General features: G+C 69.6%; 25 protein-coding genes. 15 read left to right on the top strand and 10 right to left on the bottom strand.

Going from position 1 to position 19434, the window contains the following annotated elements; all coding sequences use genetic code 11:
• Positions 1-27: 27 nt before the first annotated feature.
• The 3 genes from AC3WJT_RS07780 to AC3WJT_RS07770 are packed head-to-tail and all read right to left on the bottom strand — an operon-like array spanning position 28 to position 3027.
• Positions 28-432: a hypothetical protein gene (locus tag AC3WJT_RS07780; RefSeq protein WP_492342536.1), complete on the bottom strand. Its 405-nt coding sequence runs from the start codon at positions 430-432 to the stop codon at positions 28-30.
• Position 433: 1 nt separating this feature from the next.
• On the bottom strand, positions 434-1339 hold the full coding sequence (locus AC3WJT_RS07775) for a hydroxymethylglutaryl-CoA lyase (protein WP_492342535.1): 906 nt from the start codon (positions 1337-1339) through the stop codon (positions 434-436).
• Positions 1336-3027 carry an ArnT family glycosyltransferase gene (locus AC3WJT_RS07770; protein WP_492342534.1) on the bottom strand — a complete coding sequence of 564 codons (1692 nt, stop codon included), beginning with the start codon at positions 3025-3027 and terminating at the stop codon, positions 1336-1338. The genes AC3WJT_RS07775 and AC3WJT_RS07770 overlap by 4 nt, the downstream gene beginning before the upstream one ends.
• Positions 3028-3082: 55 nt before the next feature.
• Here AC3WJT_RS07770 and AC3WJT_RS07765 point away from each other — a divergent pair, with 55 nt between their 5' ends.
• The 5 genes from AC3WJT_RS07765 to AC3WJT_RS07745 all read left to right on the top strand — a co-directional run bounded on the left by AC3WJT_RS07765 (position 3083) and on the right by AC3WJT_RS07745 (position 5297).
• Positions 3083-3910 carry a glycosyltransferase family 2 protein gene (locus tag AC3WJT_RS07765; RefSeq protein WP_492342533.1) on the top strand — a complete coding sequence of 276 codons (828 nt, stop codon included), beginning with the start codon at positions 3083-3085 and terminating at the stop codon, positions 3908-3910.
• A 43-nt stretch (positions 3911-3953) separates the two neighbouring features.
• Complete coding sequence (locus tag AC3WJT_RS07760; RefSeq protein WP_492342532.1) at positions 3954-4184, top strand: hypothetical protein; 231 nt, start codon at positions 3954-3956, stop codon at positions 4182-4184.
• The gene (locus tag AC3WJT_RS07755; protein WP_492342531.1) at positions 4177-4338 is read left to right on the top strand and encodes a hypothetical protein; all 162 of its coding nucleotides are present in this window, start codon (positions 4177-4179) and stop codon (positions 4336-4338) included. The genes AC3WJT_RS07760 and AC3WJT_RS07755 overlap by 8 nt, the downstream gene beginning before the upstream one ends.
• 79 nt (positions 4339-4417) lie before the next feature.
• Positions 4418-4855, top strand: coding sequence for a hypothetical protein (locus tag AC3WJT_RS07750; RefSeq protein WP_492342530.1), 438 nt, complete (start codon positions 4418-4420; stop codon positions 4853-4855).
• 133 nt (positions 4856-4988) lie between these two features.
• Entirely contained in the window at positions 4989-5297 is a 309-nt protein-coding gene (locus AC3WJT_RS07745; protein WP_492342529.1) for a DNA-binding protein, read from the top strand.
• A gap of 17 nt (positions 5298-5314) precedes the next feature.
• On the opposite strand, the gene AC3WJT_RS07740 is transcribed toward AC3WJT_RS07745, so the two are convergent.
• Together AC3WJT_RS07740 and phaR are read right to left on the bottom strand one after the other, a co-directional pair.
• Positions 5315-5647: a hypothetical protein gene (locus AC3WJT_RS07740; RefSeq protein ID WP_492342528.1), complete on the bottom strand. Its 333-nt coding sequence runs from the start codon at positions 5645-5647 to the stop codon at positions 5315-5317.
• A 35-nt stretch (positions 5648-5682) separates the two neighbouring features.
• Positions 5683-6336 (bottom strand): polyhydroxyalkanoate synthesis repressor PhaR, encoded by a 654-nt coding sequence (gene phaR, locus AC3WJT_RS07735; protein WP_492342527.1) that lies wholly within the window; start codon positions 6334-6336, stop codon positions 5683-5685.
• Between the two features lie 222 nt (positions 6337-6558).
• Here phaR and AC3WJT_RS07730 point away from each other — a divergent pair, with 222 nt between their 5' ends.
• The 3 genes from AC3WJT_RS07730 (at position 6559) to AC3WJT_RS07720 (ending at position 9366) form a co-directional block, all read left to right on the top strand.
• Complete coding sequence (locus AC3WJT_RS07730) at positions 6559-7734, top strand: acetyl-CoA C-acetyltransferase (RefSeq protein WP_492342526.1); 1176 nt, start codon at positions 6559-6561, stop codon at positions 7732-7734.
• Positions 7735-7776: 42 nt separating this feature from the next.
• Positions 7777-8502 carry an acetoacetyl-CoA reductase gene (gene phbB, locus AC3WJT_RS07725; RefSeq protein WP_492342525.1) on the top strand — a complete coding sequence of 242 codons (726 nt, stop codon included), beginning with the start codon at positions 7777-7779 and terminating at the stop codon, positions 8500-8502.
• 99 nt (positions 8503-8601) lie between these two features.
• Positions 8602-9366 carry a DUF4908 domain-containing protein gene (locus AC3WJT_RS07720; RefSeq protein ID WP_492342524.1) on the top strand — a complete coding sequence of 255 codons (765 nt, stop codon included), beginning with the start codon at positions 8602-8604 and terminating at the stop codon, positions 9364-9366.
• Here AC3WJT_RS07720 and AC3WJT_RS07715 read toward each other — a convergent pair.
• Entirely contained in the window at positions 9353-9766 is a 414-nt protein-coding gene (locus AC3WJT_RS07715) for a cupin domain-containing protein (protein ID WP_492342523.1), read from the bottom strand. The genes AC3WJT_RS07720 and AC3WJT_RS07715 overlap by 14 nt on opposite strands.
• The gene (gloB, locus tag AC3WJT_RS07710; RefSeq protein ID WP_492342522.1) at positions 9763-10515 is read right to left on the bottom strand and encodes a hydroxyacylglutathione hydrolase; all 753 of its coding nucleotides are present in this window, start codon (positions 10513-10515) and stop codon (positions 9763-9765) included. Before gloB ends, AC3WJT_RS07715 begins: the two co-directional genes overlap by 4 nt.
• A 70-nt stretch (positions 10516-10585) precedes the next feature.
• Here gloB and AC3WJT_RS07705 point away from each other — a divergent pair, with 70 nt between their 5' ends.
• From AC3WJT_RS07705 to AC3WJT_RS07695, 3 genes are read left to right on the top strand one after another with little or no spacing between them, the layout of a single operon-like run.
• A complete protein-coding gene (locus AC3WJT_RS07705) occupies positions 10586-11374 on the top strand; it encodes a class I SAM-dependent methyltransferase (protein ID WP_492342521.1) in 789 nt (262 codons plus the stop codon).
• Between the two features lie 42 nt (positions 11375-11416).
• Entirely contained in the window at positions 11417-11761 is a 345-nt protein-coding gene (locus AC3WJT_RS07700; RefSeq protein WP_492342520.1) for a P-II family nitrogen regulator, read from the top strand.
• A 52-nt stretch (positions 11762-11813) separates the two neighbouring features.
• Positions 11814-13379, top strand: a complete 1566-nt coding sequence (locus tag AC3WJT_RS07695) for a phospholipase D-like domain-containing protein (RefSeq protein ID WP_492342519.1) — start codon at positions 11814-11816, stop codon at positions 13377-13379.
• Here AC3WJT_RS07695 and AC3WJT_RS07690 read toward each other — a convergent pair.
• From AC3WJT_RS07690 to metX, 3 genes are read right to left on the bottom strand one after another with little or no spacing between them, the layout of a single operon-like run.
• Positions 13282-14010, bottom strand: coding sequence for an endonuclease/exonuclease/phosphatase family protein (locus tag AC3WJT_RS07690; RefSeq protein WP_492342518.1), 729 nt, complete (start codon positions 14008-14010; stop codon positions 13282-13284). The genes AC3WJT_RS07695 and AC3WJT_RS07690 overlap by 98 nt on opposite strands.
• A gap of 11 nt (positions 14011-14021) precedes the next feature.
• Positions 14022-14681: a methionine biosynthesis protein MetW gene (gene metW / locus AC3WJT_RS07685; RefSeq protein ID WP_492342517.1), complete on the bottom strand. Its 660-nt coding sequence runs from the start codon at positions 14679-14681 to the stop codon at positions 14022-14024.
• Entirely contained in the window at positions 14678-15829 is a 1152-nt protein-coding gene (gene metX / locus AC3WJT_RS07680; protein WP_492342516.1) for a homoserine O-acetyltransferase MetX, read from the bottom strand. The genes metW and metX overlap by 4 nt, the downstream gene beginning before the upstream one ends.
• 80 nt (positions 15830-15909) lie before the next feature.
• On the opposite strand from metX, the gene AC3WJT_RS07675 reads away from it, so the two are divergent.
• The 4 genes from AC3WJT_RS07675 to AC3WJT_RS07660 all read left to right on the top strand — a co-directional run bounded on the left by AC3WJT_RS07675 (position 15910) and on the right by AC3WJT_RS07660 (position 19428).
• The gene (locus tag AC3WJT_RS07675; protein WP_492342515.1) at positions 15910-16419 is read left to right on the top strand and encodes a SixA phosphatase family protein; all 510 of its coding nucleotides are present in this window, start codon (positions 15910-15912) and stop codon (positions 16417-16419) included.
• The gene (locus AC3WJT_RS07670; RefSeq protein ID WP_492342514.1) at positions 16416-16760 is read left to right on the top strand and encodes a DUF952 domain-containing protein; all 345 of its coding nucleotides are present in this window, start codon (positions 16416-16418) and stop codon (positions 16758-16760) included. The genes AC3WJT_RS07675 and AC3WJT_RS07670 overlap by 4 nt, the downstream gene beginning before the upstream one ends.
• The gene (locus tag AC3WJT_RS07665) at positions 16757-17800 is read left to right on the top strand and encodes a quinone-dependent dihydroorotate dehydrogenase (RefSeq protein WP_492342513.1); all 1044 of its coding nucleotides are present in this window, start codon (positions 16757-16759) and stop codon (positions 17798-17800) included. The genes AC3WJT_RS07670 and AC3WJT_RS07665 overlap by 4 nt, the downstream gene beginning before the upstream one ends.
• Before the next feature lie 125 nt (positions 17801-17925).
• The gene (locus tag AC3WJT_RS07660; RefSeq protein WP_492342512.1) at positions 17926-19428 is read left to right on the top strand and encodes a sensor histidine kinase; all 1503 of its coding nucleotides are present in this window, start codon (positions 17926-17928) and stop codon (positions 19426-19428) included.
• The last annotated feature ends 6 nt before the right edge of the window (positions 19429-19434 follow it).

Genomic DNA, 19434 nt, shown 5'->3' with positions numbered 1-19434 from the left:
ATTGCTCCGGGGAGAACCCGGGACCCGCTAGTCCTGAATGATCACGGCGCCCGGCAGAAAGCGGATCTCCGCCTGGGTCCAGCAATCGCTCCACTGCGTGGCGACCCTCAGCCCGCAGACGCAGGCGCGGTTTGGACCATCCAGACCGTCGGAGCCGCAGCATCCGTTATCTATGCCCGCCGACCTGAGCGCCTCCGGAGCGAGATCGCCGGGATTGGTCGCGATGGACCCCGCCGGAGAATAGAGCTTTGTCCCGACGGCCCCGCCAGGACCGGTTACGACGACCCTGTCCTCGTCCTCGAGCCTGACCATCGCCCCGGGCGCAACCGCGGCGGCCTCGACCTCGGCCAATCGGTTGTAGTCCTCCTGCCCTGCCCAGCGGCAGTCGCGGGTCAGGGGCCGGCGGCAGCGCTTGCAGAGCAGGTGGGGCACGCTACCCGACCTTCGGAAACAGCCCCGCGCGCGACACGGACGACGCAGGGGCCTTGCCGATCAGGCCGCCGACCCACTGGGCCGTGTCGATCAGGGCGGGAATATCCAGCCCTGTATCAAATCCCGCGCGGTCCAGCATGTAGGCCAGGTCCTCGGTGCCGATGTTGCCGGTCGCCGCCGGCGCGAACGGGCAGCCGCCCAGCCCGCCGACCGAGGCGTCCAGGGTGGTCACGCCGGCCTCGACGCTGGCGAAGGCGTTGGCGATGCCGGTGTTGCGGGTGTCGTGGAAGTGCATCCGTAGCGGGATGTCGCCGATCACCGCCTGCACCGCTTCGACGCGCTTGCGCACGACCCAGGGGTCGGCGACCCCGATCGTGTCGGCCAGGGCGATCTCGTCCAGCCCGGCGGCGACCATCTCGCGCACGATGGCCACGACCTGGTCCTCGCTGATCTCGCCGTCAAACGGACAGCCGAAGGCGACCGAGACCGTGCCGGTGATCGGCGGGCCGCCCTCGGCGTGCTTGCGGGCGGCGATGGCGGCCATGGCGGCGATCTGTTCGCTCACCGAGGCGCCCTGGTTGCGGATGCCGAAGCCGTCGCTGGCGCAGACCACAACATTGGCCTCGTCGCAGGCGCCGGCCAGGCAGCGGTCCCAGCCGCGCATGTTCAGCACCAGCCCGATCCGCGAGCGAGCGTTGTCGTGCGGCAGGGCTGCCATCATCTCCTCGGCCCCGGCCATCTGCGGCACGCGGGCCGGGTTGACGAAGCTGACCACCTCCTGGCGGCGCACCCCGGCGGCTTCGAGCCGACGGATCAGCTCCAGCTTCTGGCCGACGTCCAGGACGGTCTTCTCGTTCTGCAGACCGTCGCGGGCGCCGACCTCGACGATGTCGATGAAACGGCTCATGGGGCCTCCTGGCTGATCGGCTGCCCGGCCTGCGGCTCGCCGCGATAGAGGGTCAGGGTCATGTCGTCGCCGTTGGAATAGTCGATACCGGAGATGGCCCCGGCGGGTCGCGGCGACAAGCCGGCGGCCTTCAGGGCGGCGAGGAAGGCGGCCTGCTCCCGCTTCTCCACGAGGGCCGGCCGGCCCTCGGCGATGGCCTTCGCCGCCTCGGCCGGTCCACCCAGCCCGGTGTCCGTGCCCAGCGCGAAGACCAGGCTGGGTTCGGCATAGCCGGCCACTTCCACCGGCCCCGGCACGACGCCGGCGCGGGGCGCCAGGCCCGTACTGTCCATCGCCATCGCCAGCCGCTGTGACAGCCACAGGGGCTCCAGGCGCGGGGCCAGCTGACCGAAGAAGGCCGCGTGGGCCAGGACGCCGAGCACGCCGGCCGCGGCCAGCGCCGTCCCTGCGGCCCGGCGGAAGACCAGCACCCCGCCGGTGATCGCCGTGGCGACGAACAGACCGATGGTGATCGCACCCCATGTCAGGTCGCTGTCGTCGCCGTACTCGGCCATGCCCGCGACGCAGACGGCCGCGAAGACCAGACTGGCGAAGCCCAGCGTGACCACGCCGGCGATCCGGCTGATCCGGCCCAGCGGCTCGCGCAGGGCGGCGGCCATCAGCATGAACAGCGCCCCGTGCGCCGGCAGGCTGTAGTGGGCCAGCTTGGTCGGCAGCAGTTCGAACATCAGCCAGGTCGGGATCAGCCAGCAAAGGGCGAACCGGACGGACGGCTCCTTGCGGGCCTGCCAGCCCAGCGCCAGCCCCGCCGGCAGCAGCAAACTGCCCGGGAAGGTCAGCATCGGCGCGAGGAAGGCGTGGTAGCCGAACAGTCCGCCATGGCGCTCATGGCCGCCGACCAGCTTGGGCGCCAGATCGCCGCCGATCGCGGCGCCCCAGAAGGCCCCGTCGCTGGCCACGGTGATCGCCCAGGCCCACGGCCCGACGATCGCCAGAACCAGCAGCGGTCCCCAGCTCCAGCCCAGCGACTTCGCCCAGTCGATCCTGCGCTCGGAGGCCCACAGCGCGAGCCCGGCCAGCAGGGCCACGAGCGGACCGACCGGTCCCTTGACCAGGGCCGCCACGCCGATGCCCAGCCAGAACAGCAGCCGCGTCTTCCAGCCGACGGGCGGTCCGCCCCTGTGCGACAGGTAGATACGCGCCATTGCCGCCAGCGCAAGGGTCGTGGCGCCGGCCTGCACGGCGTCGGTCTTGGCGATTCCCGCCTCGGTCGAGAGCAGGAAACTCGCGCCCATCATGGCCCCGGCCAGCAGCCCGGCCCGGGCGCCGAACAGCGCCGCCCCGCCCCAAGCGCAGGCCGCGGCGGCCAACATCGCGCCCAGCAGCGACGGGATCCGGTAGGGCCAGATATCGCGGTCGGAAGCATCCGACAGGGCGGCGACGCTGATCGCCTGCAGCCAGTGGATGCCGACCGGCTTCTTGTCGCGCGGCTGGTCCTGGTAGTTGATCGAGACGTAGTCGTCCGTCTCGAGCATCTGGGCCGTCGCCTGGGCGAACCGGGATTCATCCCGGTCCAGCGGCGGCACGGCGAACACACCGGGCAGGCCGGCGACAAGCGCGATCAGCGCGGCCAGAAGCGGACCGCGCCAGCCGCGGCTCCATTGGTCGAGACGGGATTCGAGCGTCATGGACCCTGTGATAGCACGATCCTCCCCTCCGCCGTCTTTTCGGCTATGAAAGGGCATGACCGAAAAGACTCCCGCCGCGCGCCGCAAGACCGCCGCCGCCCCGAAAGCCCCGGCGAAAGCCGTGGCGGCCCCAGCCTCCAGGGGCGTGTCGAAGGCCGCGTCCGCGACGCCCGACTTCTCCGTCGTCGTGCCTGTCTTCGACGAGGGCGGCGCCGCGCCCGCCCTGGCCCGCGAAATCGCCGGAGCCTTCAAGGGCACAAACTTCGAGATGGTGTTCGTCAACGACGCCAGCCGGGACAATACGCTTGCGCTGCTGACCGAGCTGAAGGGCGAACTGCCGATGTTGCGGGTGCTGTCGCACCGCAAGAATGCGGGGCAGAGCCGGTCGATCCGCACCGGCATCATGGCCGCGCGGGCGCCGATCGTGATCACGCTGGACGGCGACGGCCAGAACGACCCCGCGGACGCGCCGCGCCTCGCGCTCGCGCTGCAGGCCGGTCCGGACGATCTGGCGATGATCGGCGGCGAACGCGTCAAACGCCAGGACAGCGCGGCCAAGAAGATCGCCTCGCGGTTCGGCAATGGCGTGCGCAACTGGCTGCTTAAGGACGGAGCGACCGATACCGGCTGCGGCCTGAAGGCCTTCCGCCGCGAGGCCTTCCTGCGCCTGCCGTACTTCGATCACATCCACCGCTACCTGCCGGCGCTGATGATCCGCGAGGGCTACCGGATCGGCTTTGAGCCGGTGAACCACCGCCATCGCGAGACGGGCGTCTCGAAATACACCAACTTCGGCCGACTCAAGGCCTCGGTCAGCGACCTGCTAGGCGTGATGTGGCTCCAGTCCCGCGCCCGCAACCCGGGCGGCGCCGACGAGGTTTGACAACCATAACGCGTTCTGTTTGTGTTCCACCCAGAGGTGGAGCATGGTCTTCGCGGAACTGGATCGGCGAACGAGAGTCTACGGCGCCAAGCGAGTCAAACTTGCTGTTCAGATGCTGACGACGTTTGCCTACGGCGCCTTGGGGTTCGCCTTCGGCGAGCCGCTTGTTCAGCGGACGGTTGTTGGCCCCGGTCACGTGATCGCTATGGCGTTCGGGCTGGCCTGCCTGTTCGGCGCGCTCTATTTCGTGCCGGAAGGAGAGCGCTATGGTTGACCCTGTCGTAGTTGTCGCTCTTGTCCTGGTCTTCGCGGGACTGACGGCGTTTCTACAGTACCAGAAGGTGAAGATTCATCGCCTCGACCGGATCATCGCCGAGAAGGAAGCGGCCATGAACGCGCCCGAGCAACCCACCGCCACGCCCCAGTAAGGCGAGCCCGCTTCACCCCCGGGCCGAAAGGCGTTAACCCTTGCGAACCGGGTTATCCGGGTTGGGGGAGATCATGCCCATGTTCGCCGCGTTCCCGCTGCTGGCGCTGCCAGTCCTGGTCTACAATCTGGTCGCGCTGACCCTGCAGGGCGGCTTCGGCTCACAGGTCGCCAGCAGCAAGTTCACCGAACCGCTGTTCACCGTCGCCATGACCTCGGGCGCGCCATGGCCGGTCAGTCTGTCGGACCTGCTGCTCGCCGGCGCCCTTGTGGTGCTGTTCATCGAACTGCTGAAATCGACCACCAGCCGGCGGATCGCGATCATCAACCACTCGCTGTCGATGATCCTGTTCATCATCTGCCTGGTCGAGTTCCTGCTCGCCCCGGCCTTCGCCACCTCGACCTTTTTCCTGCTGACCGTGATGGTCCTGCTGGATGTGCTGGCCGGGTTCATCGTGACCATCGTCGCAGCCCGTCGCGATATCGATCTGGCGGGCGGCATCGACGGCGCTCACTGACCGTCAGGTCAGGACGGTGAAGATGATGGTCACGACGGCGACGTCCAGCAGGCGGATGGCGAAGAGGGTCACGGGCGACTCCGGGGTTCGATTCACCTCCGGTTAAGCAAGACCCGCGCCAGTTCGAGTCCGCATGGCCCTGTTCTTCGATCAGTCCTGGTTTGAGGCCCGTCTGGCCGAGCGGAACCTGTCGCGCGCCGTGCTCGCGGCCGTGGTGGGACTCACCGAGGCCGAACTGGCTCTCGTCTGGAAGGACCAGCGGGAGCTTTCTGCCGCACAGGTCGCGGCCTTTGCCGAGTTGCTGGGCGTCAGCGGCGCGGAGGTGGCGAACCGGGCGGGTGTTTCAACGCCGACGCCGGGCGCCGATCCGCTGTCCCGAATCGCGGCGCTGGAACGTCGGGTGGCGGCGCTGGAGGCGGAGATTGCGCGGCTGAAGGGCTAGCGCGGGGATCTCGGCGATCAGATCTCGGTCTTCTTCAACAGCCCCTTGGGCGGGCGGCGGTCGTCGGGGCCGGAGTACTCCGTCTCGAGATAGGCCGCGCGGGCCTGGTCGATGACGGGCTGGCCGCCACGCAGGCCGCGCTTCTGTCCGGTCTGGCCGTACATCTGGGCGGCGAAGGTAGAAAACCCTTCGGTCGGCGCGGGGTCGGCGATCTCCTCGGCGTGCTCGCCCTCGATGATCGCCGGCAGGTTGGCGCCGCCGTCAGACGCGTGCGCCGGTCCGGCGTCCGCCACCCGGCGGCGGGTCTGGCGGCGTTCAAACGGACGGACGGGATCGACGGAGCCGGTCATGGGCCCAGCCTAACCCCGGGATCGTAAACAAGTGGTCAGCCCTTGGAGGCGAGCTTTTCCAGCTGGGCCTGCATGGCGGCCATCTGCCGCTTCAGGTCGGTCAGGGCCTCGTCGCCGCTGGCGGCGGGCGTCTCGGCGGCCTTCGCCGCGGCCTCGCCCTCTTCGCTGCGATTGCCGTAGCCGCCGAAGGGCGAGAACATCTTCATCGCCCGGTCGAACAGGGCCATGTTCTGGCGCACCTGCTCCTCATAGGCGCCCAGACCGGATCCGGTCAGGCCGGCGCCCGGGGTCATCGCCCCGAACTGGCTGCGGAACTGTTCCTGCTGCTTGGCGAAGTTGGCCAGGCTCATCTCCAGGAAGCTCGGCACGAACGCCTGCATCTGGCCGCCGTAGAAGCCGATCAGCTGGCGCAGGAACTGGATCGGCAGCAGATTCTGGCCGCCGCCGCGGTTCTCTTCCTCGAAGATGATCTGGGTCAGGACGGGGCGGGTGATGTCCTCACCGGTCTTCGCGTCATAGACGACGAAGTCGACGCCCTCCTTCACCATGTCCGACAGGTGCTCGAGCGTGACGTACGAACTGGACGCCGTGTTGTAGAGGCGACGGTTCGCGTATTTCTTGATGACGACGCGATCGGCGCTGTTTTTCTCTCCGGCGGCATTTTCGCCGGACTGGGGCTTCTCGGACATTTCCATTCCCTGAAGAGCGCTTTCCCGCGCCTTTTCGCACCGCACTATCGCGGATGCAAAGGCATGACGGAAGGGCCGTTTTGCTGCGCAGCATATTGCACTGCAAAACGAACAGTCGACGAACTGCGTCTGTTTATGCAAGGTGCGGCCGCACAACGAAAAATGAGCGCTCCGGGCTCGTATCCGCCGGGACGCCGCGCAGGGAACGACGGAGAAACTTCCATGACCGACATCGTAATCGTTTCGGCTGCCCGCACGCCCGTCGGGTCGTTCAACGGGGCCCTTTCGAGTTTGCCCGCGCACGAGCTGGGCAAGATCGCCATCCAGGCCGCGGTTGAGCGCGCCGGCATCGCCGCTTCGGACGTCGATGAAGTGATCATGGGCCAGGTGCTGCAGGCCGGCGCCGGTCAGGGCCCCGCCCGTCAGGCCGCGATGAACGCCGGCATCCCCGCCGAAAGCCCGGCCTGGAGCCTGAACCAGCTGTGCGGCTCCGGCCTGCGCGCGGTGGCCCTGGGCGCCCAGCAGATCGCCGACGGATCGGTCAGCATCGTGGTCGTCGGCGGCCAGGAGAGCATGAGCCAGTCGCCGCACGCGGCCAACATCCGCAACGGGCAGAAGATGGGCGACCTGGGCTTCGTCGACACCATGATCAAGGACGGCCTGTGGGACGCGTTCCACGGCTACCACATGGGTCAGACAGCCGAGAACATCGCCGTCCGCTGGCAGATCACCCGCGAAGACCAGGACCGCTTCGCCGTCGCCTCGCAGAACAAGGCCGAAGCGGCGCAGAAGGCCGGCAAGTTCGCCGGCGAGATCGCGCCGGTGACCATCAAGGGCCGCAAGGGCGACACGGTCGTCGACCAGGACGAATACATCCGCCACGGCGCGACCTACGAAAGCATGTCCGGCCTGCGCCCGGCCTTCACCAAGGACGGCACGGTCACCGCCGCCAACGCCTCGGGCCTCAACGACGGCGCCGCCGCCCTTGTGCTGATGAGCGCCGATGAGGCGAAGAAGCGCGGCCTGACCCCGCTCGCCCGCATCGCCAGCTGGGCCAGCGCCGGCGTCGAGCCGGAAATCATGGGCACGGGTCCGATCCCGGCGATGAAGAAGGCCCTCGACAAGGCCGGCTGGTCGGTCAGCGACCTCGACCTCGTCGAATCCAACGAAGCCTTCGCCGCACAGTCGCTGTCGGTGGTGCGCGAGCTGGGCCTCGACCCGGCGAAGACCAACGTCAACGGCGGCGCGATCGCCATCGGCCACCCCATCGGCGCCTCGGGCGCGCGCATCCTCACCACCCTGCTCCACGAAATGAAGCGGTCCGGCGCGAAGAAGGGCGCCGCGACCCTCTGCGTCGGCGGCGGCATGGGCGTGGCGATGTGCGTCGAGGCTGTCTAAAAACACCTATAAAAACAAACACTTTCTGCAGGGAAGAAGCGCATGAGCAGGGTTGCATTCGTCACGGGCGGGACCCGCGGCATCGGCAAGGCGATCGTCGAGCGGCTGAAGGCCGACGGCATGAAGGTCGCCGCCGGCTATTCGGGCAATGACAAGGCCGCCGCCGAGACCGCCGAGGAACTCGGCGTCCAGGTGGTCAAGGGCAACGTCGGCAACTTCGAGGACTGCGCCCGCGCGGTGAAGGCAGTCGAGGACGCGCTCGGCCCGATCGAGGTGCTGGTCAACAACGCCGGCATCACCCGCGACGGCTTCTTCCACAAGATGACCTACGAGCAGTGGAGCGAGGTCATCCGCGTGAACATGGACAGCGCCTTCAACATGACCCGTCCGGTCATCGAGGGCATGCGCGAGCGCAACTGGGGCCGGGTCATCAACATCAGCTCGATCAACGGCCAGAAGGGCCAGGTCGGCCAGACCAACTACTCAGCCGCCAAGGCCGGCCTGATCGGCTTCACCAAGGCGCTGGCGCTCGAGAACGCCAAGAAGGGCATCACCGTCAACGTGATCTGCCCGGGCTACATCGACACCGACATGGTCGCCGGCGTGCCTGAGAACGTCCTGGCCGGTATCGTCGCGGGCATCCCCGTCGGCCGCCTCGGCAAGGGCGAAGAGATCGCCGACATGGTCTCCTACCTCGCCGGCGAACGCGCGGGCTTCGTGACGGGCGCGACCTTCACGCTCAACGGCGGCCAGTACCTGGCGAGCTGATGTTCTGCGGGGACATGCACTGAAGTGCATGTCCCCGATCTTGCCCCGCGTTCCGAACCCGTCCAAGAATCGCCCCAGTCACGGTGCAGAACCGAGGGGATGGCGCGTACCGAAATCCGGTTTCCTGCGGTCGCGGCGACTGTCGCGGCGACGCTGACCCTGCTGTGCTTCGGCGCGGCGGCGCCGGCGGCGGCGCAGGACTCGCTCAAGGACTTCCTGTTCCCCGAGCGCCCGGCCGAAGGCCAGCGTCAGGCGCCGCCGGTGGCCCGCTATGTCGCCGAGACCGGCGAAGGCTTCATCCTGGATCGCTCGAACGAACGCACCCTGCTGCGGTTCGAGAACAGCCCCGAGATCTGGGTGTTGCAGCCGCAGATCGGGCCGCGCGGCGACGTCATCTACAAGAACGACATCGGCCAGGTGCTGTTGCGGGCCACCCGCGTCGGCGGCCTGACGCTGTTCACCGGCAAGCAGCCGGCCGGCGCCTCGGCGTCGCTGGCCGGCGCCTCGCCGCCGATCCGGCTGAAGGCGATCGGCCCGGTCGATCTGTTGCGCGTGCTGCTCGCCGCCAGCACCCGGGCCAGCCGGCTGGCCCGCCACCGGATCAGTTTCGAGTCCGAGGCCACGCCCGTCTCCTCGACGCTGATCGCGGACGCCGCGATCCTGACGGTCATGGCCATCGAGCGGGTCTCACGCCGGCCTGACGGCGCGGCCCTGATGTCGAGGATTCAGCGGGTGATCATCGTCGAGGGGCGCCGCCCCGAAGTCGCCCTGCGCGCCGGCACCCTGCTGGTGGTGGTCAGCCCGGCGCTCGGCGTGGCCGGACGCCCGTCCTCCGAACGGATCGCGTTCGTCACGACGAAGTAGGCGGCTCCCAGCCCTCCGGCGCCATCTCGAAGCCGGCGAAGTCGAAGCCCGGCGCGACGGTGCAGCCCACCAGCGTCCAGTCCCCCAGCGAGCGCGCCTTTTGCCAGACGCCGGTCGGCACGACAGCCTGAGGCCGTTCGCCGGCGGCCAGATCCGCTCCCAGCCGGTGCTCCGCGGCCCCGATCGTCAGCAGCAGCGGCGCCCCGGCGTGAAAATGCCAGACCTCGGCCGCGTCCACGCGGTGCCAGCGGCTCTCCTGACCGGCCTCCAGCAGGAAGTAGATCGCCGTCGAGGCCCCGCGCCCTTCGGGTCCAGCCGTGTCGCGGAAGGTCTGGCGGTACCAGCCGCCTTCGGGATGCGGTGCGAGTTCGAGCAGGGCGATAACCTCGGCGGCCGTCATCCCTTGAAGCTGTCCTTGGCCGCCCGCACCGCCCCGAACGCCTCCGCCGGATCGGCGATGTCGGGCCGCAGCAACGGCGCGCGCAGGAAGGGGTTGGTCGCCTTCTCCAGGCCGATGCTGGTCGGCACCGTCCATTCGCCCTTCTCGCGGGCGGCAAAGATCGCGTCCGCCCGGGCCTTCAGCGCCGGATCCGCGTCCACCGACAGGGCGAAGCGGGCGTTCGAGGCGGTGTATTCGTGCGCGCAGTAGACGGCCGTGGCGTCCGGCAACGCCGTGAGCTTTGCGAGACTGGTCCACATCTGCTGCGGCGTGCCCTCGAACAGCCGGCCGCAGCCCAGCGCGAACAGGGTGTCGCCGACGAAGGCGATCTGGTCGGCCGCATCGTGAAAGGTGATGTGTCCGAGCGTATGGCCGCCCGTGTTGATCACCTCGAAGCAGGTTTCGCCGAGCATCACCACGTCACCGTCATCGACGACCCGGTCCGGCGCGGTCCCGAGCCGCTCGACTTCGGCCGGGCCGACCACCTGGCAGCCGGTGGCCGCCTTGATCTCCGCGTTGCCGCCGGCGTGGTCCGGGTGCCAGTGGGTGTTGAGGATATGGGTCAGCCTCCAGCCCAGCGCCTTCAGCTCGCGCAGGATGGCGGCGGCGTCCGGCGTATCGATACAGGCCGCCTGGCCGGTCGCGTCGTCCCGGATCAGGAAGCCGTAGTTGTCGGACAGGCAGGGAAACTGGTGGACGGTGAGAGTCATGACGGCCTCGGGCAGTGACGGCGGGGACATCGCCACCCTACATTGACAGCGACTCGAAACGGGAGCGCGAATGCGCCGCGACGTTCTGGAACTGAGGGCTTTCTACGCCTCCGCCCGTGGCCGGGCGGCGCGGGAGATGGTCGGCCGCAAGGTGGCCGAGGCCTGGGGCGATCCGCGCGGGCTCGATATCCTCGGCGTCGGCTATCCCACGCCCTACCTCGAACAGTTCCGCGACCGCGCCCGCCGCACGGTGGCGATGATGCCGGCGACCCAGGGGGTCGAGGTCTGGCCGGCCGTCGGCCGCAACCTCGCCTGCATCGGTCACGAGACGGCCCTGCCCCTGACCAACGCCCTGTTTGATCGCGTGCTCTGCGTGCATGCGCTGGAAGAGGCCGATGACGCGGTGGGACTGATGACCGAGGTCTGTCGCGTGCTGGCGCCGTCCGGCCGGGTGATCGTCGCGGTCGCGGCCCGCAACGGCCTTTGGTCCAACGCCGAGGGCACCCCCTTCGGCCACGGCCGGCCGTGGAGCCGCGCCCAGCTGGAGCGGGTGCTGCGCGATGCTGACCTGGAGCCGTCCGGCTGGACCCGCGCCCTCTATGCGCCGCCGTTCACCTGGACCGCGCGCTGGGCCGAAGGGTTCGAGCAGATCGGCGCCTGGCTCTGGCCGCCGCTGGGCGGGGTGATCCTGATGGAGGCGGTCAAGCAGACGTTCGCGGTGAAACCCAAGGGCGTGCGCGCCAGGGCCAGGGTTTTTGCGCCGGGAACGCTGGTTCCCGTCCCTCCGGCGCCCGCCGGGCGGTCACCGGATGCCGCAATGCAGCAAGACCCCTTGGCGGCCGGACCAGTTTCGCCCTAGCTTGGCCTTTCGCCACGCCGACGCCCGACCGGAGCCGCCGCCATGAAAATGATCGTCGCCATCATCAAGCCCAGCCGACTGGACGCCGTGCTCGACGGGGTGACGGAGGCCGGCGCCTCGGGTCTGACCGTCACCGAGGTGCGCGGCTACGGCCGGCAGAAGGGCAAGACCGAGGTCTATCGCGGCGCCGAATACGAGGTGAAGCTGCTGCCCAAGGTGAAGCTCGAGATCGCCGCGCCGGACGATGTGGTCCAGGCGATCCTCGACGCCATTGTCCGTACGGCGAACACCGGCAAGATCGGCGACGGCAAGGTGTTCGTCATGGACCTCGACCAGGTCCTGCGCATCCGCACCGGCGAAACCGGCGCCGCGGCGATCGCCGGCTAGGGAGCCGCCCGAAAGTCTGCGCGTTGATGCCCTGAACGGCACCCGGGGCGGCATGACGGACATTCTTCGTGACGGCGATACCTGCTGGCGGACGGCAAAGGCCGATGCGCTGGCGTTCCTCGTGGACGGCGCGGACTATTTCACCGCCGTGAAAGCCGCCATGAAGCAGGCGCGGCGGTCGATCTGGCTGCTGGCCTGGGTGTTTGACCCGCTCACTCGCCTGCAGCCCGATCAGGTCGCCCGCAGTGGCGATCCGGCGACCGCTGACCGGCTGGGCCTGTTGCTTCGGCGCATGGCGGCCCTCCATCCGGGCCTCGATGTGCGGGTTCTGGCCTGGGACATGCCCTTTCCGATCAACGCCTCGCAGGGCTTTGCGCCGCAGCGGGCGCTGGCCGAATTTGTCGGTTCGAAGGTCAAGTTCCGGCTCGATTCCACCCTGCCCGCCAGCGCCTGCCATCACCAGAAGGCGCTGATCATCGACGGGCGGGTGGCCTTCGTCAGCGGCGGGGACCTCGGCGCTGACCGCTGGGACACCTGCGACCACAACGACCGCGACCCACACCGCCGCCTGCCGAACCTGCACCGCTATCCGGCCCGCCACGATGTCTCGGTGATGATCGAAGGACCCGCGGCGCAGGACTGCGCCCGGCTGTTCGCGGACCGCTGGTCCGGCGCCGGCGGCGGTCGGCTGGAGCTGCCCGAAACGGATGTCTCCACGGAGTCGCCCTGGCCGGTCTCGGTGACGCCGGACCTGATCGGCCATGACGTCAGCCTCGTGCGGACCATGCCCGGCTGGAAGGGCCAGCCGGAGATCATGGAAGGCCTGCGCCTGCACCTCGCCTCGATCGCGGCGGCCCGGCGGACGATCTACATCGAGAACCAGTATCTGACATCGCCGACGGTGGTGGAGGCGCTGTCGCGACGACTGGCCGAGACGGACGGGCCGGAGGTGCTGGTCATCGGCCCGGCCTCCAGCCCCAGCTTCTTCGACCGGCTGGCCATGGACAGCGCCCGGATCTCGGCCATCGACAGATTGACGGCGGCAGACGTCCACGGCCGCTTCCGCGCCCTGACGGCCCGCACCCGGGCAGGCAAACAGATCATCGTCCATTCCAAGGTGACGATCATCGACGACCGCTTCCTGCGGATCGGTTCGGCCAATCTCAACAACCGTTCAAACGGCCTGGACAGCGAGCTGGACCTCGCCTTCGAGGTCCGGGACGGCCAGGCGGGCGAGATGGCGCGCGAGACCATCGAGACCTTCCGCAACCTGCTGATCGGCCACTATCTCGGGCGTAGCCTGCCGGAGACCGAGGCGGCGATCCGTCAGACGGGCAGCCTGGCCGCCGCCATCGACCGGCTGGACGGCGCGCCTCGCCGGCTGAAGCCCATGGAGCCCCGGCCGCTGGGCCCGATCGAGCGCTTCATCACCGCCTGGTGTCTCGGCGACCCGATCGCGCCGTCAGACGCCTGGCGACCGTGGATCCGCCGCAAGCGGCTCGAGGCCCAGAAGGCCATGATCACGGCGACGGCGCCGCAACCTCCAGCTCCACAATCAGCGGCAGATGATCCGACGCCGCCCGCGACCGCGGATCAAACGGCGACTCCACGCCGGTGACGGTGATGTCGCCGGCCAGGAAGACATGGTCGATGCGCAGGATCGGAAAGCCGGAGGGAAAGGTCGCCGTCGTCGCCTTGCCCCGCCCCTCCTGCGCGTCGCGCAGCACGGCGGTCAGCATCCGGTAGGTCTGCGACACCGGCAGGGCATTGAAGTCGCCGAGCAGCACCGCCGGCGGCGTGAAGCCCTCCGCCCCCAGCCAGCGCTCGCCCAACAGTTCAGCGACCTGAACCTGCTGCTCGCGGGGAACCAGTCCCAGATGGGTGTTGATCACCTGCAGCTCGACGCCGCCGATATCCACCGCGACCCACAATGCGCCGCGCGGCTCCAGCGCCTTGATCTTCGGCAGGCCCGGCAAGGCGCCTGTCTTCACCAGCCGCTCCGGCAACGCGGTCAGGATGGCGTCGCCATAGCGCTCGCCCTCCACCGTGATCGCCGGGTGAAAGTGCGAGCGCATCTTCAGCAGCTCGGCCAGCCGGTGCGCCTGGTCGACGCTGCGGGTGCGCATCCGACCGACGTCCAGCTCCTGCAGCGCGACGATGTCGGCCCGGCAGCTCGCGATGACGTCGGCCACCCGTTCCACATCGAGTTTTCGGTCCACGCCCACGCAGCGGTGGACGTTCCATGTCATCAGGCGAAGCTTCATCCACCAAAGAGATCGCGGGACGGGGCTTCCGGTTCCACAGGGTCGGCGTTTCGCCGCGCCAGCAGGAACAGCGCGGCTTCGGCCCGCCAGTTCTCGATCACGCTGTCCGGGTTCATCGGCCGGGCCGGGTGACCCTCCGACAGCGCCGCGCAGGCCTCGATCCGCACATCCAGATCGGCCACCAGCGCGTTGAAGTCGGCCAGGGTGCAGAGGTGGATATTGGGCGTCGACCACCAAGGCTCCGGCAGCGACCGCGTCTCCGGCATACGGCCCCGGCTCAGCAGCGACCAGCGCACCCGCCAGTGGCCGAAGTTCGGGAAGCTGACGACGGCCCGGTCGGCGATCCGCAGCAATTCGCTGAGCACCTGTCTCGGGTTGCGCGTCGCCTGCAGCGTCTGGGACAGCACGGCGTAGTCGAACGCGCCGGTAGGAAACTGGTCGAGGTCGCGGTCCGCGTCCCCCTGCATCACGGCCAGGCCCCGCGCCAGGCAGGCGGAGACACCCTGCGGGCTGATCTCGACGCCACGGCCGTCGGCCTGTTTCTCCCGCGCCAGCAGCTCGAGCAGCTCGCCGCCGCCACAGCCGACGTCGAGCACCCGCGCGCCGGGCCGCACCAGCCGCAGGATCTCGCGGAAGTCCTCGCGGATGCCGGTCATTTCAGCCCCCGCGCCGAGTCGACGGAATCGAGGAACCCGGCCAGGGCCGAGTCCATCACCGGTTCGTCCAGCAGGAACGCGTCATGGCCCTTGTCGCTCTCGATCTCGACGAAGCTGGCCCGCGCGCCGGCGGCGTTCAGGGCCCGCACGATGTGCCGGCTCTCGGCCGTCGGGTAGAGCCAGTCGGAGGTGAAGGACAGCACGCAGAACCGGATGTGCTTGGCCCTGCCGAACGCCTCGGCCAGCACGCCGCCGTGCGATGCGGCCAGGTCGAAATAGTCCATCGCCCGGGTGATGTAGAGGTAGCTGTTGGCGTCGAAACGGTCGACGAACGCGGCCCCCTGGTGGCGCAGATAGCTCTCCACCTGGAAGTCGGCGTCGAAACCCCAGCTCAGGCCGTCGCGTTGCAACTCGCGGCCGAACTTCCGCTGCAGGGCCGTCTCGGACAGATAGGTGATGTGCGCGGCCATCCGCGCGACGGCCAGCCCCTTCTCGGGCCGGGCGCCGTGGTGGGCATAGTCGCCGCCGCGCCATTCGGGATCAGCCATGATCGCCTGGCGGCCGACCTCGTGGAAGGCGATGTTCTGGGCGCTGTGCCGTGCGGCGGAGGCCACGCAGACGGCGCTGAACATCCGCTCGGGATAATCCGCCGCCCACTGCAGCACCTGCATGCCGCCCATCGATCCCCCGACGACGGCCAGCAGGGTCTCGATCCCCATGGCCTCGACCAGCATCGCCTGGGCCCGGACCATGTCGGCGATGGTGATGACCGGGAAGGTCAGACCCCAGGGCCTACCGGTCGCCGGATTGATCGAGCCCGGTCCCGTGGTGCCCTGGCAGCCGCCGACCACATTGGCGCAGACGATGAAGTGCCGCGCGGGATCCAGCGGCTTGCCCGGCCCCACCAGCCGCGTCCACCAGCCGGGCTTGCCGGTCACCGGATGGACCGCGGCGACATGCTGGTCGAGCGTCAGGGCGTGGCAGATCAGGACGGCGTTGGATTTGTCGGCGTTGAGCTTGCCATAGCTGGACCAGGCGACCTCCAGTCCGTCGATACGCGCGCCGGAATCGAGCAACAGCGGCTGGCCGGCGGGAAACCGCCAGATGCCGCCGTTTTGCTCAATGTCGCGCGTCGCCTCGAGGGTCATGCCGCGCGTTGGACCGCCACGGGCCGCGACTGTCAACCGGCGCCTTCCGGCGCAGGGTTCGCGCAGGTATGAGGGAGCCGATGAAACGCCTGATCCTCATGCGCCACGCCAAGGCAGAACGGTCCAGTCCCGCCGGCGACTTCTCGCGCGCCCTGGCCGAGCGCGGCCTCACCGACGCCGCCCTGATGGGCCGCCTGCTGGCCGATGAAGGCCTGGTTCCCGACATCGGCGTGGTCTCCACCGCGCGGCGCACCCAGGAGACCTGGCGCGAGGTCTCGGCGGCGTTCCCGAACGCGCAGACGCGCGCCCTGGCCGGTCTCTACAACGCCGAGGCCGGGCGCATCCTGTTCGAGGCCGAGGCCGCCGGCGAGGAGCACGACACGGTGATGGTCGTAGGGCACAATCCCGGCATGCACGCCCTGACCATCGGGTTGCTGCGCGAAGGCGGCGCGGGTTCGGCGCTGATCGCGCGCGCCGAAAGCCGCTTCCCCACCGCCACGGTCGCAGCCTTCACCTTCGATGCCGCCGGCCGGCCCTCCTACGATGGTCTGTTTTACGCCGCCGATCACGGCGGGGGCGGCGGCGAGTGACGCGGATCTACAAGCTGCTGACCCGCCCCGAGTGGCTGGCGGCGTCGGATGCGGGCGTGTTCCACGGCTCGCCCGTCGATATCGCCGACGGCTTCATCCACTTCTCCACCGCCGCCCAGGCGCAGGAGACCGGCCGCAAATACTTCGCCGGCGTCGAGGGCCTGGTGGCGGTCGCGTTCGAGGCCGAAGCGCTGGGCGCCGGGCTGAAGTGGGAGCCCTCCCGCGGCGGCGACCTGTTTCCCCACCTGTATGGCCCGCTGCCGACGGCCCTGGCCGTGGAAGCCATGCCTGTGGAACTGGATGAGGGCGGGGTTCCGTTGCTGACGGGGTTGAAGGCGTGACCCTTCACGACTCCCTCGCCCGCGCCCTCCACGTCCTCGACCCCGAAGACGCCCACACCGCCACCCTGCTCGGCCTGAAGCTCGGTCTCGGCCCTGTCGACAGCACGCCCGACGACCCCATTCTCACCACCAGCCTGGCCGGCATTCCGCTGGCTTCGCCGATCGGGCTGGCGGCGGGCTTCGACAAGAACGCCGAGGCGTCGGCCGCCATGCTGCGGGCCGGGTTCGGTTTCGTGGAATGCGGCACGGTCACGCCGCTGCCCCAGGCCGGCAATCCGCGCCCGCGGCTGTTTCGTCTCAGCGAGGATCGCGCGGTCATCAACCGGATGGGGTTCAACAACGCGGGTCTGGGCGCCTTCGCGACCAACCTGGCCCGTCGGCGCAAGGCCGGACCTGTCGGCGCCAACATCGGCGCCAACAAGGAGTCCGCCGATCGCATCGGCGACTACGTGCAGGGCCTGCAACGGCTCTGGGGTCTGTCGGACTGGTTCACGGTCAACATCTCCTCGCCCAACACCCCCGGCCTGCGCGCGCTGCAGACGCGCGCGGCGCTGGAGGAGCTTCTGGGACGTCTGGCCGAGGCGCGGGCGGCGCTGGCCGGCGACTATCCGGTCTTTCTCAAGGTCGCCCCCGACCTCGAGGACGGCGAGGTCGAGACCATCGTCGAGACGGTCGCCGCCTTCGGCCTTCAGGGGATCATCGTTTCCAACACGACCATTTCGCGGCCGGACACCCTGCGTGACCCGCAGAAGGCCGAGACCGGCGGCCTGTCCGGCCCGCCGCTGATGACCCTGTCCACGGCCATGCTCGCCCGCTTCCATGCCGCCAACAGCCCGGGCCTCACCCTGATCGGCGCCGGCGGCGTCGCCTCTGGAGCCGATGCGCTGGCCAAGATCCGCGCCGGGGCCAGCGCGGTGCAACTCTATTCAGCGATGGTCTTCGAGGGTCCGGGCCTGGTCACCCGGGTGAAACAGGACCTGGCCGCCCGTCTGCGCGCCGAGGGCTTCGCGTCCGTTCACGAGGCGATCGGCGCGGGATGACCGCGACCGTCGCCCAATACGCCGGCGTCCACGCCCCGGGACCGTCACGCCGTCTTGCACTTTTCGCGCGTCGCGCGAACTGTCGCCGCGTTGCCCTGCTGTCGGACGTGAAGTAACCCATATCCATGGTCGACGCCCCGCCGCCCGAGACGGAGACGACCGGACCCCGGAACCAGCCATCGCGGCGCTGGCTTTGGCCCGGCGGCCTGTCCGCGCGCCTGCTGGTCCTCACCGCCCTGTTCGTCGCCGGCGCGGCGCTGTTCGTGTTTCCCGCCACCCTGGCCGCGTTCGAGGAGCAGTGGCTGCTCGACCGCATCCGCGCCGCGGAACTGGCCTCGACCATCGCCGAGGCCGACCCCGCCCGCCGCGTCACCGCCCCGGTCCGCCAGCAGCTGCTGGAACAGGCCGGCGTCGTCTCGGTGGCGATCCAGACAGACGGCATGCGACGGCTGATCCTCGCCGCCCCGCGCGACCTGCGCACGCCCTACCTCGTCGACATGCGCAACCAGAACCCGCTCAGCTGGATGTCGGCGCCGTTCCAGACCCTGTTCGGGGGCGAGGGCCGCATGGTCCGGGTGATCGCCGAACCGCGCTTCCGCTCCGGCGAGTTCGTCGAGATCGTCACCCCGGACGCGCCGCTGCGCGAGGCGCTGCTGGGCTATCTGGGCCAGCTGATGCTGGTGACGCTGTTCGTCGCCCTGCTGGCGGGCCTCGCCGTCTATCTGGCCCTGAACGCCTTCCTCGTGCAGCCGATGCAGCGGATCACCCGCGCGATGGAGCGGTTCCGCGCCGACCCGAACGACCCGGCCGCGCGTGTCACGCCGTCCCGCCGCCGCGACGAGATCGGCCGCGCCGAGGTCGAGCTGGAGCGGATGCAGATTGACCTGCTGGCCGCCCTCTCCTCCCGCGCCCGGCTGGCCCAGCTCGGCGAGGCCGTGGCCAAGATCAATCACGACCTGCGCAACATGCTGACCAGCGCCCAGATCGCCTCGGACCGGCTGGCGGAGATCGGCGACCCCAAGGTGGCCCAGGCCATGCCCCGGCTCGAGCGGGCGCTGGACCGGGCGGTGACCCTGGCCACGGACGTACTGGCCTACGGCAAGTCGGCCGAGGCCGCGCCGGAAGCCCGGCCCACGCTGCTGCTGGCGGCGCTGGACGCCGCCGCCGAGGACGCGGGCCTCAGCGAAAGCGGCGTGCGCCTCGAAACCGGGATCGACGCGGGCGATGCGGTGCTGGCCGACGCCGACCAGCTGCACCGGATCCTGGTCAACCTGCTGCGCAACGCCCGCGAGGCGATCCAGGACAAGGATCCCGCCCGCGCGGGCCGCGTCCAGGCCGCCCTGACCCGCGATGGCGGCGTCAGCACGCTGCGCCTGTCCGACGACGGCCCGGGCCTGCCGGAACGGGCGATGTCCAACCTGTTTCAGCCCTTCTCGGGTTCCGCGCGGCGCGGCGGCACGGGTCTGGGCCTCGCCATCTCCCGCGAACTGGCCCAGGCCCACGGCGGCGACCTGACGCTGGTCCGGTCCACGGCCGAGGGCACGGTCTTCGAACTGACCCTGCCCGGCGTCGTCGAGGATGCGCCGGCCAGACCCAAACGCGCGCGCCGGAAGAAGATGGACGCCTGAACCTTT

Source organism: Caulobacter sp. FW305-C-30-S16 (genome assembly GCF_058783025.1).
Note: the sequence above shows the minus strand (reverse complement) of the source record. Positions and strands in the feature narration are given on the sequence as shown.

What these genes read in the sequence shown, in the direction of transcription:
- gloB (WP_492342522.1), bottom strand. Translation starts at nt 10,515, where the DNA reads ATGACTCTCACCGTCCACCAGTTTCCCTGCCTGTCCGACAACTACGGC.
- metW (WP_492342517.1), bottom strand. Translation starts at nt 14,681, where the DNA reads ATGACCGGCATCCGCGAGGACTTCCGCGAGATCCTGCGGCTGGTGCGG.
- AC3WJT_RS07740 (WP_492342528.1), bottom strand. Translation starts at nt 5,647, where the DNA reads ATGACCGGCTCCGTCGATCCCGTCCGTCCGTTTGAACGCCGCCAGACC.
- AC3WJT_RS07750 (WP_492342530.1), top strand. Translation starts at nt 4,418, where the DNA reads ATGTTCGCCGCGTTCCCGCTGCTGGCGCTGCCAGTCCTGGTCTACAAT.
- AC3WJT_RS07765 (WP_492342533.1), top strand. Translation starts at nt 3,083, where the DNA reads ATGACCGAAAAGACTCCCGCCGCGCGCCGCAAGACCGCCGCCGCCCCG.
- AC3WJT_RS07700 (WP_492342520.1), top strand. Translation starts at nt 11,417, where the DNA reads ATGAAAATGATCGTCGCCATCATCAAGCCCAGCCGACTGGACGCCGTG.
- AC3WJT_RS07705 (WP_492342521.1), top strand. Translation starts at nt 10,586, where the DNA reads ATGCGCCGCGACGTTCTGGAACTGAGGGCTTTCTACGCCTCCGCCCGT.
- AC3WJT_RS07755 (WP_492342531.1), top strand. Translation starts at nt 4,177, where the DNA reads ATGGTTGACCCTGTCGTAGTTGTCGCTCTTGTCCTGGTCTTCGCGGGA.
- phbB (WP_492342525.1), top strand. Translation starts at nt 7,777, where the DNA reads ATGAGCAGGGTTGCATTCGTCACGGGCGGGACCCGCGGCATCGGCAAG.
- AC3WJT_RS07720 (WP_492342524.1), top strand. Translation starts at nt 8,602, where the DNA reads ATGGCGCGTACCGAAATCCGGTTTCCTGCGGTCGCGGCGACTGTCGCG.
- AC3WJT_RS07745 (WP_492342529.1), top strand. Translation starts at nt 4,989, where the DNA reads ATGGCCCTGTTCTTCGATCAGTCCTGGTTTGAGGCCCGTCTGGCCGAG.
- AC3WJT_RS07730 (WP_492342526.1), top strand. Translation starts at nt 6,559, where the DNA reads ATGACCGACATCGTAATCGTTTCGGCTGCCCGCACGCCCGTCGGGTCG.
- AC3WJT_RS07715 (WP_492342523.1), bottom strand. Translation starts at nt 9,766, where the DNA reads ATGACGGCCGCCGAGGTTATCGCCCTGCTCGAACTCGCACCGCATCCC.
- AC3WJT_RS07775 (WP_492342535.1), bottom strand. Translation starts at nt 1,339, where the DNA reads ATGAGCCGTTTCATCGACATCGTCGAGGTCGGCGCCCGCGACGGTCTG.
- AC3WJT_RS07695 (WP_492342519.1), top strand. Translation starts at nt 11,814, where the DNA reads ATGACGGACATTCTTCGTGACGGCGATACCTGCTGGCGGACGGCAAAG.
- AC3WJT_RS07770 (WP_492342534.1), bottom strand. Translation starts at nt 3,027, where the DNA reads ATGACGCTCGAATCCCGTCTCGACCAATGGAGCCGCGGCTGGCGCGGT.
- AC3WJT_RS07660 (WP_492342512.1), top strand. Translation starts at nt 17,926, where the DNA reads ATGGTCGACGCCCCGCCGCCCGAGACGGAGACGACCGGACCCCGGAAC.
- AC3WJT_RS07760 (WP_492342532.1), top strand. Translation starts at nt 3,954, where the DNA reads ATGGTCTTCGCGGAACTGGATCGGCGAACGAGAGTCTACGGCGCCAAG.
- AC3WJT_RS07690 (WP_492342518.1), bottom strand. Translation starts at nt 14,010, where the DNA reads ATGACATGGAACGTCCACCGCTGCGTGGGCGTGGACCGAAAACTCGAT.
- AC3WJT_RS07675 (WP_492342515.1), top strand. Translation starts at nt 15,910, where the DNA reads ATGAAACGCCTGATCCTCATGCGCCACGCCAAGGCAGAACGGTCCAGT.
- metX (WP_492342516.1), bottom strand. Translation starts at nt 15,829, where the DNA reads ATGACCCTCGAGGCGACGCGCGACATTGAGCAAAACGGCGGCATCTGG.
- phaR (WP_492342527.1), bottom strand. Translation starts at nt 6,336, where the DNA reads ATGTCCGAGAAGCCCCAGTCCGGCGAAAATGCCGCCGGAGAGAAAAAC.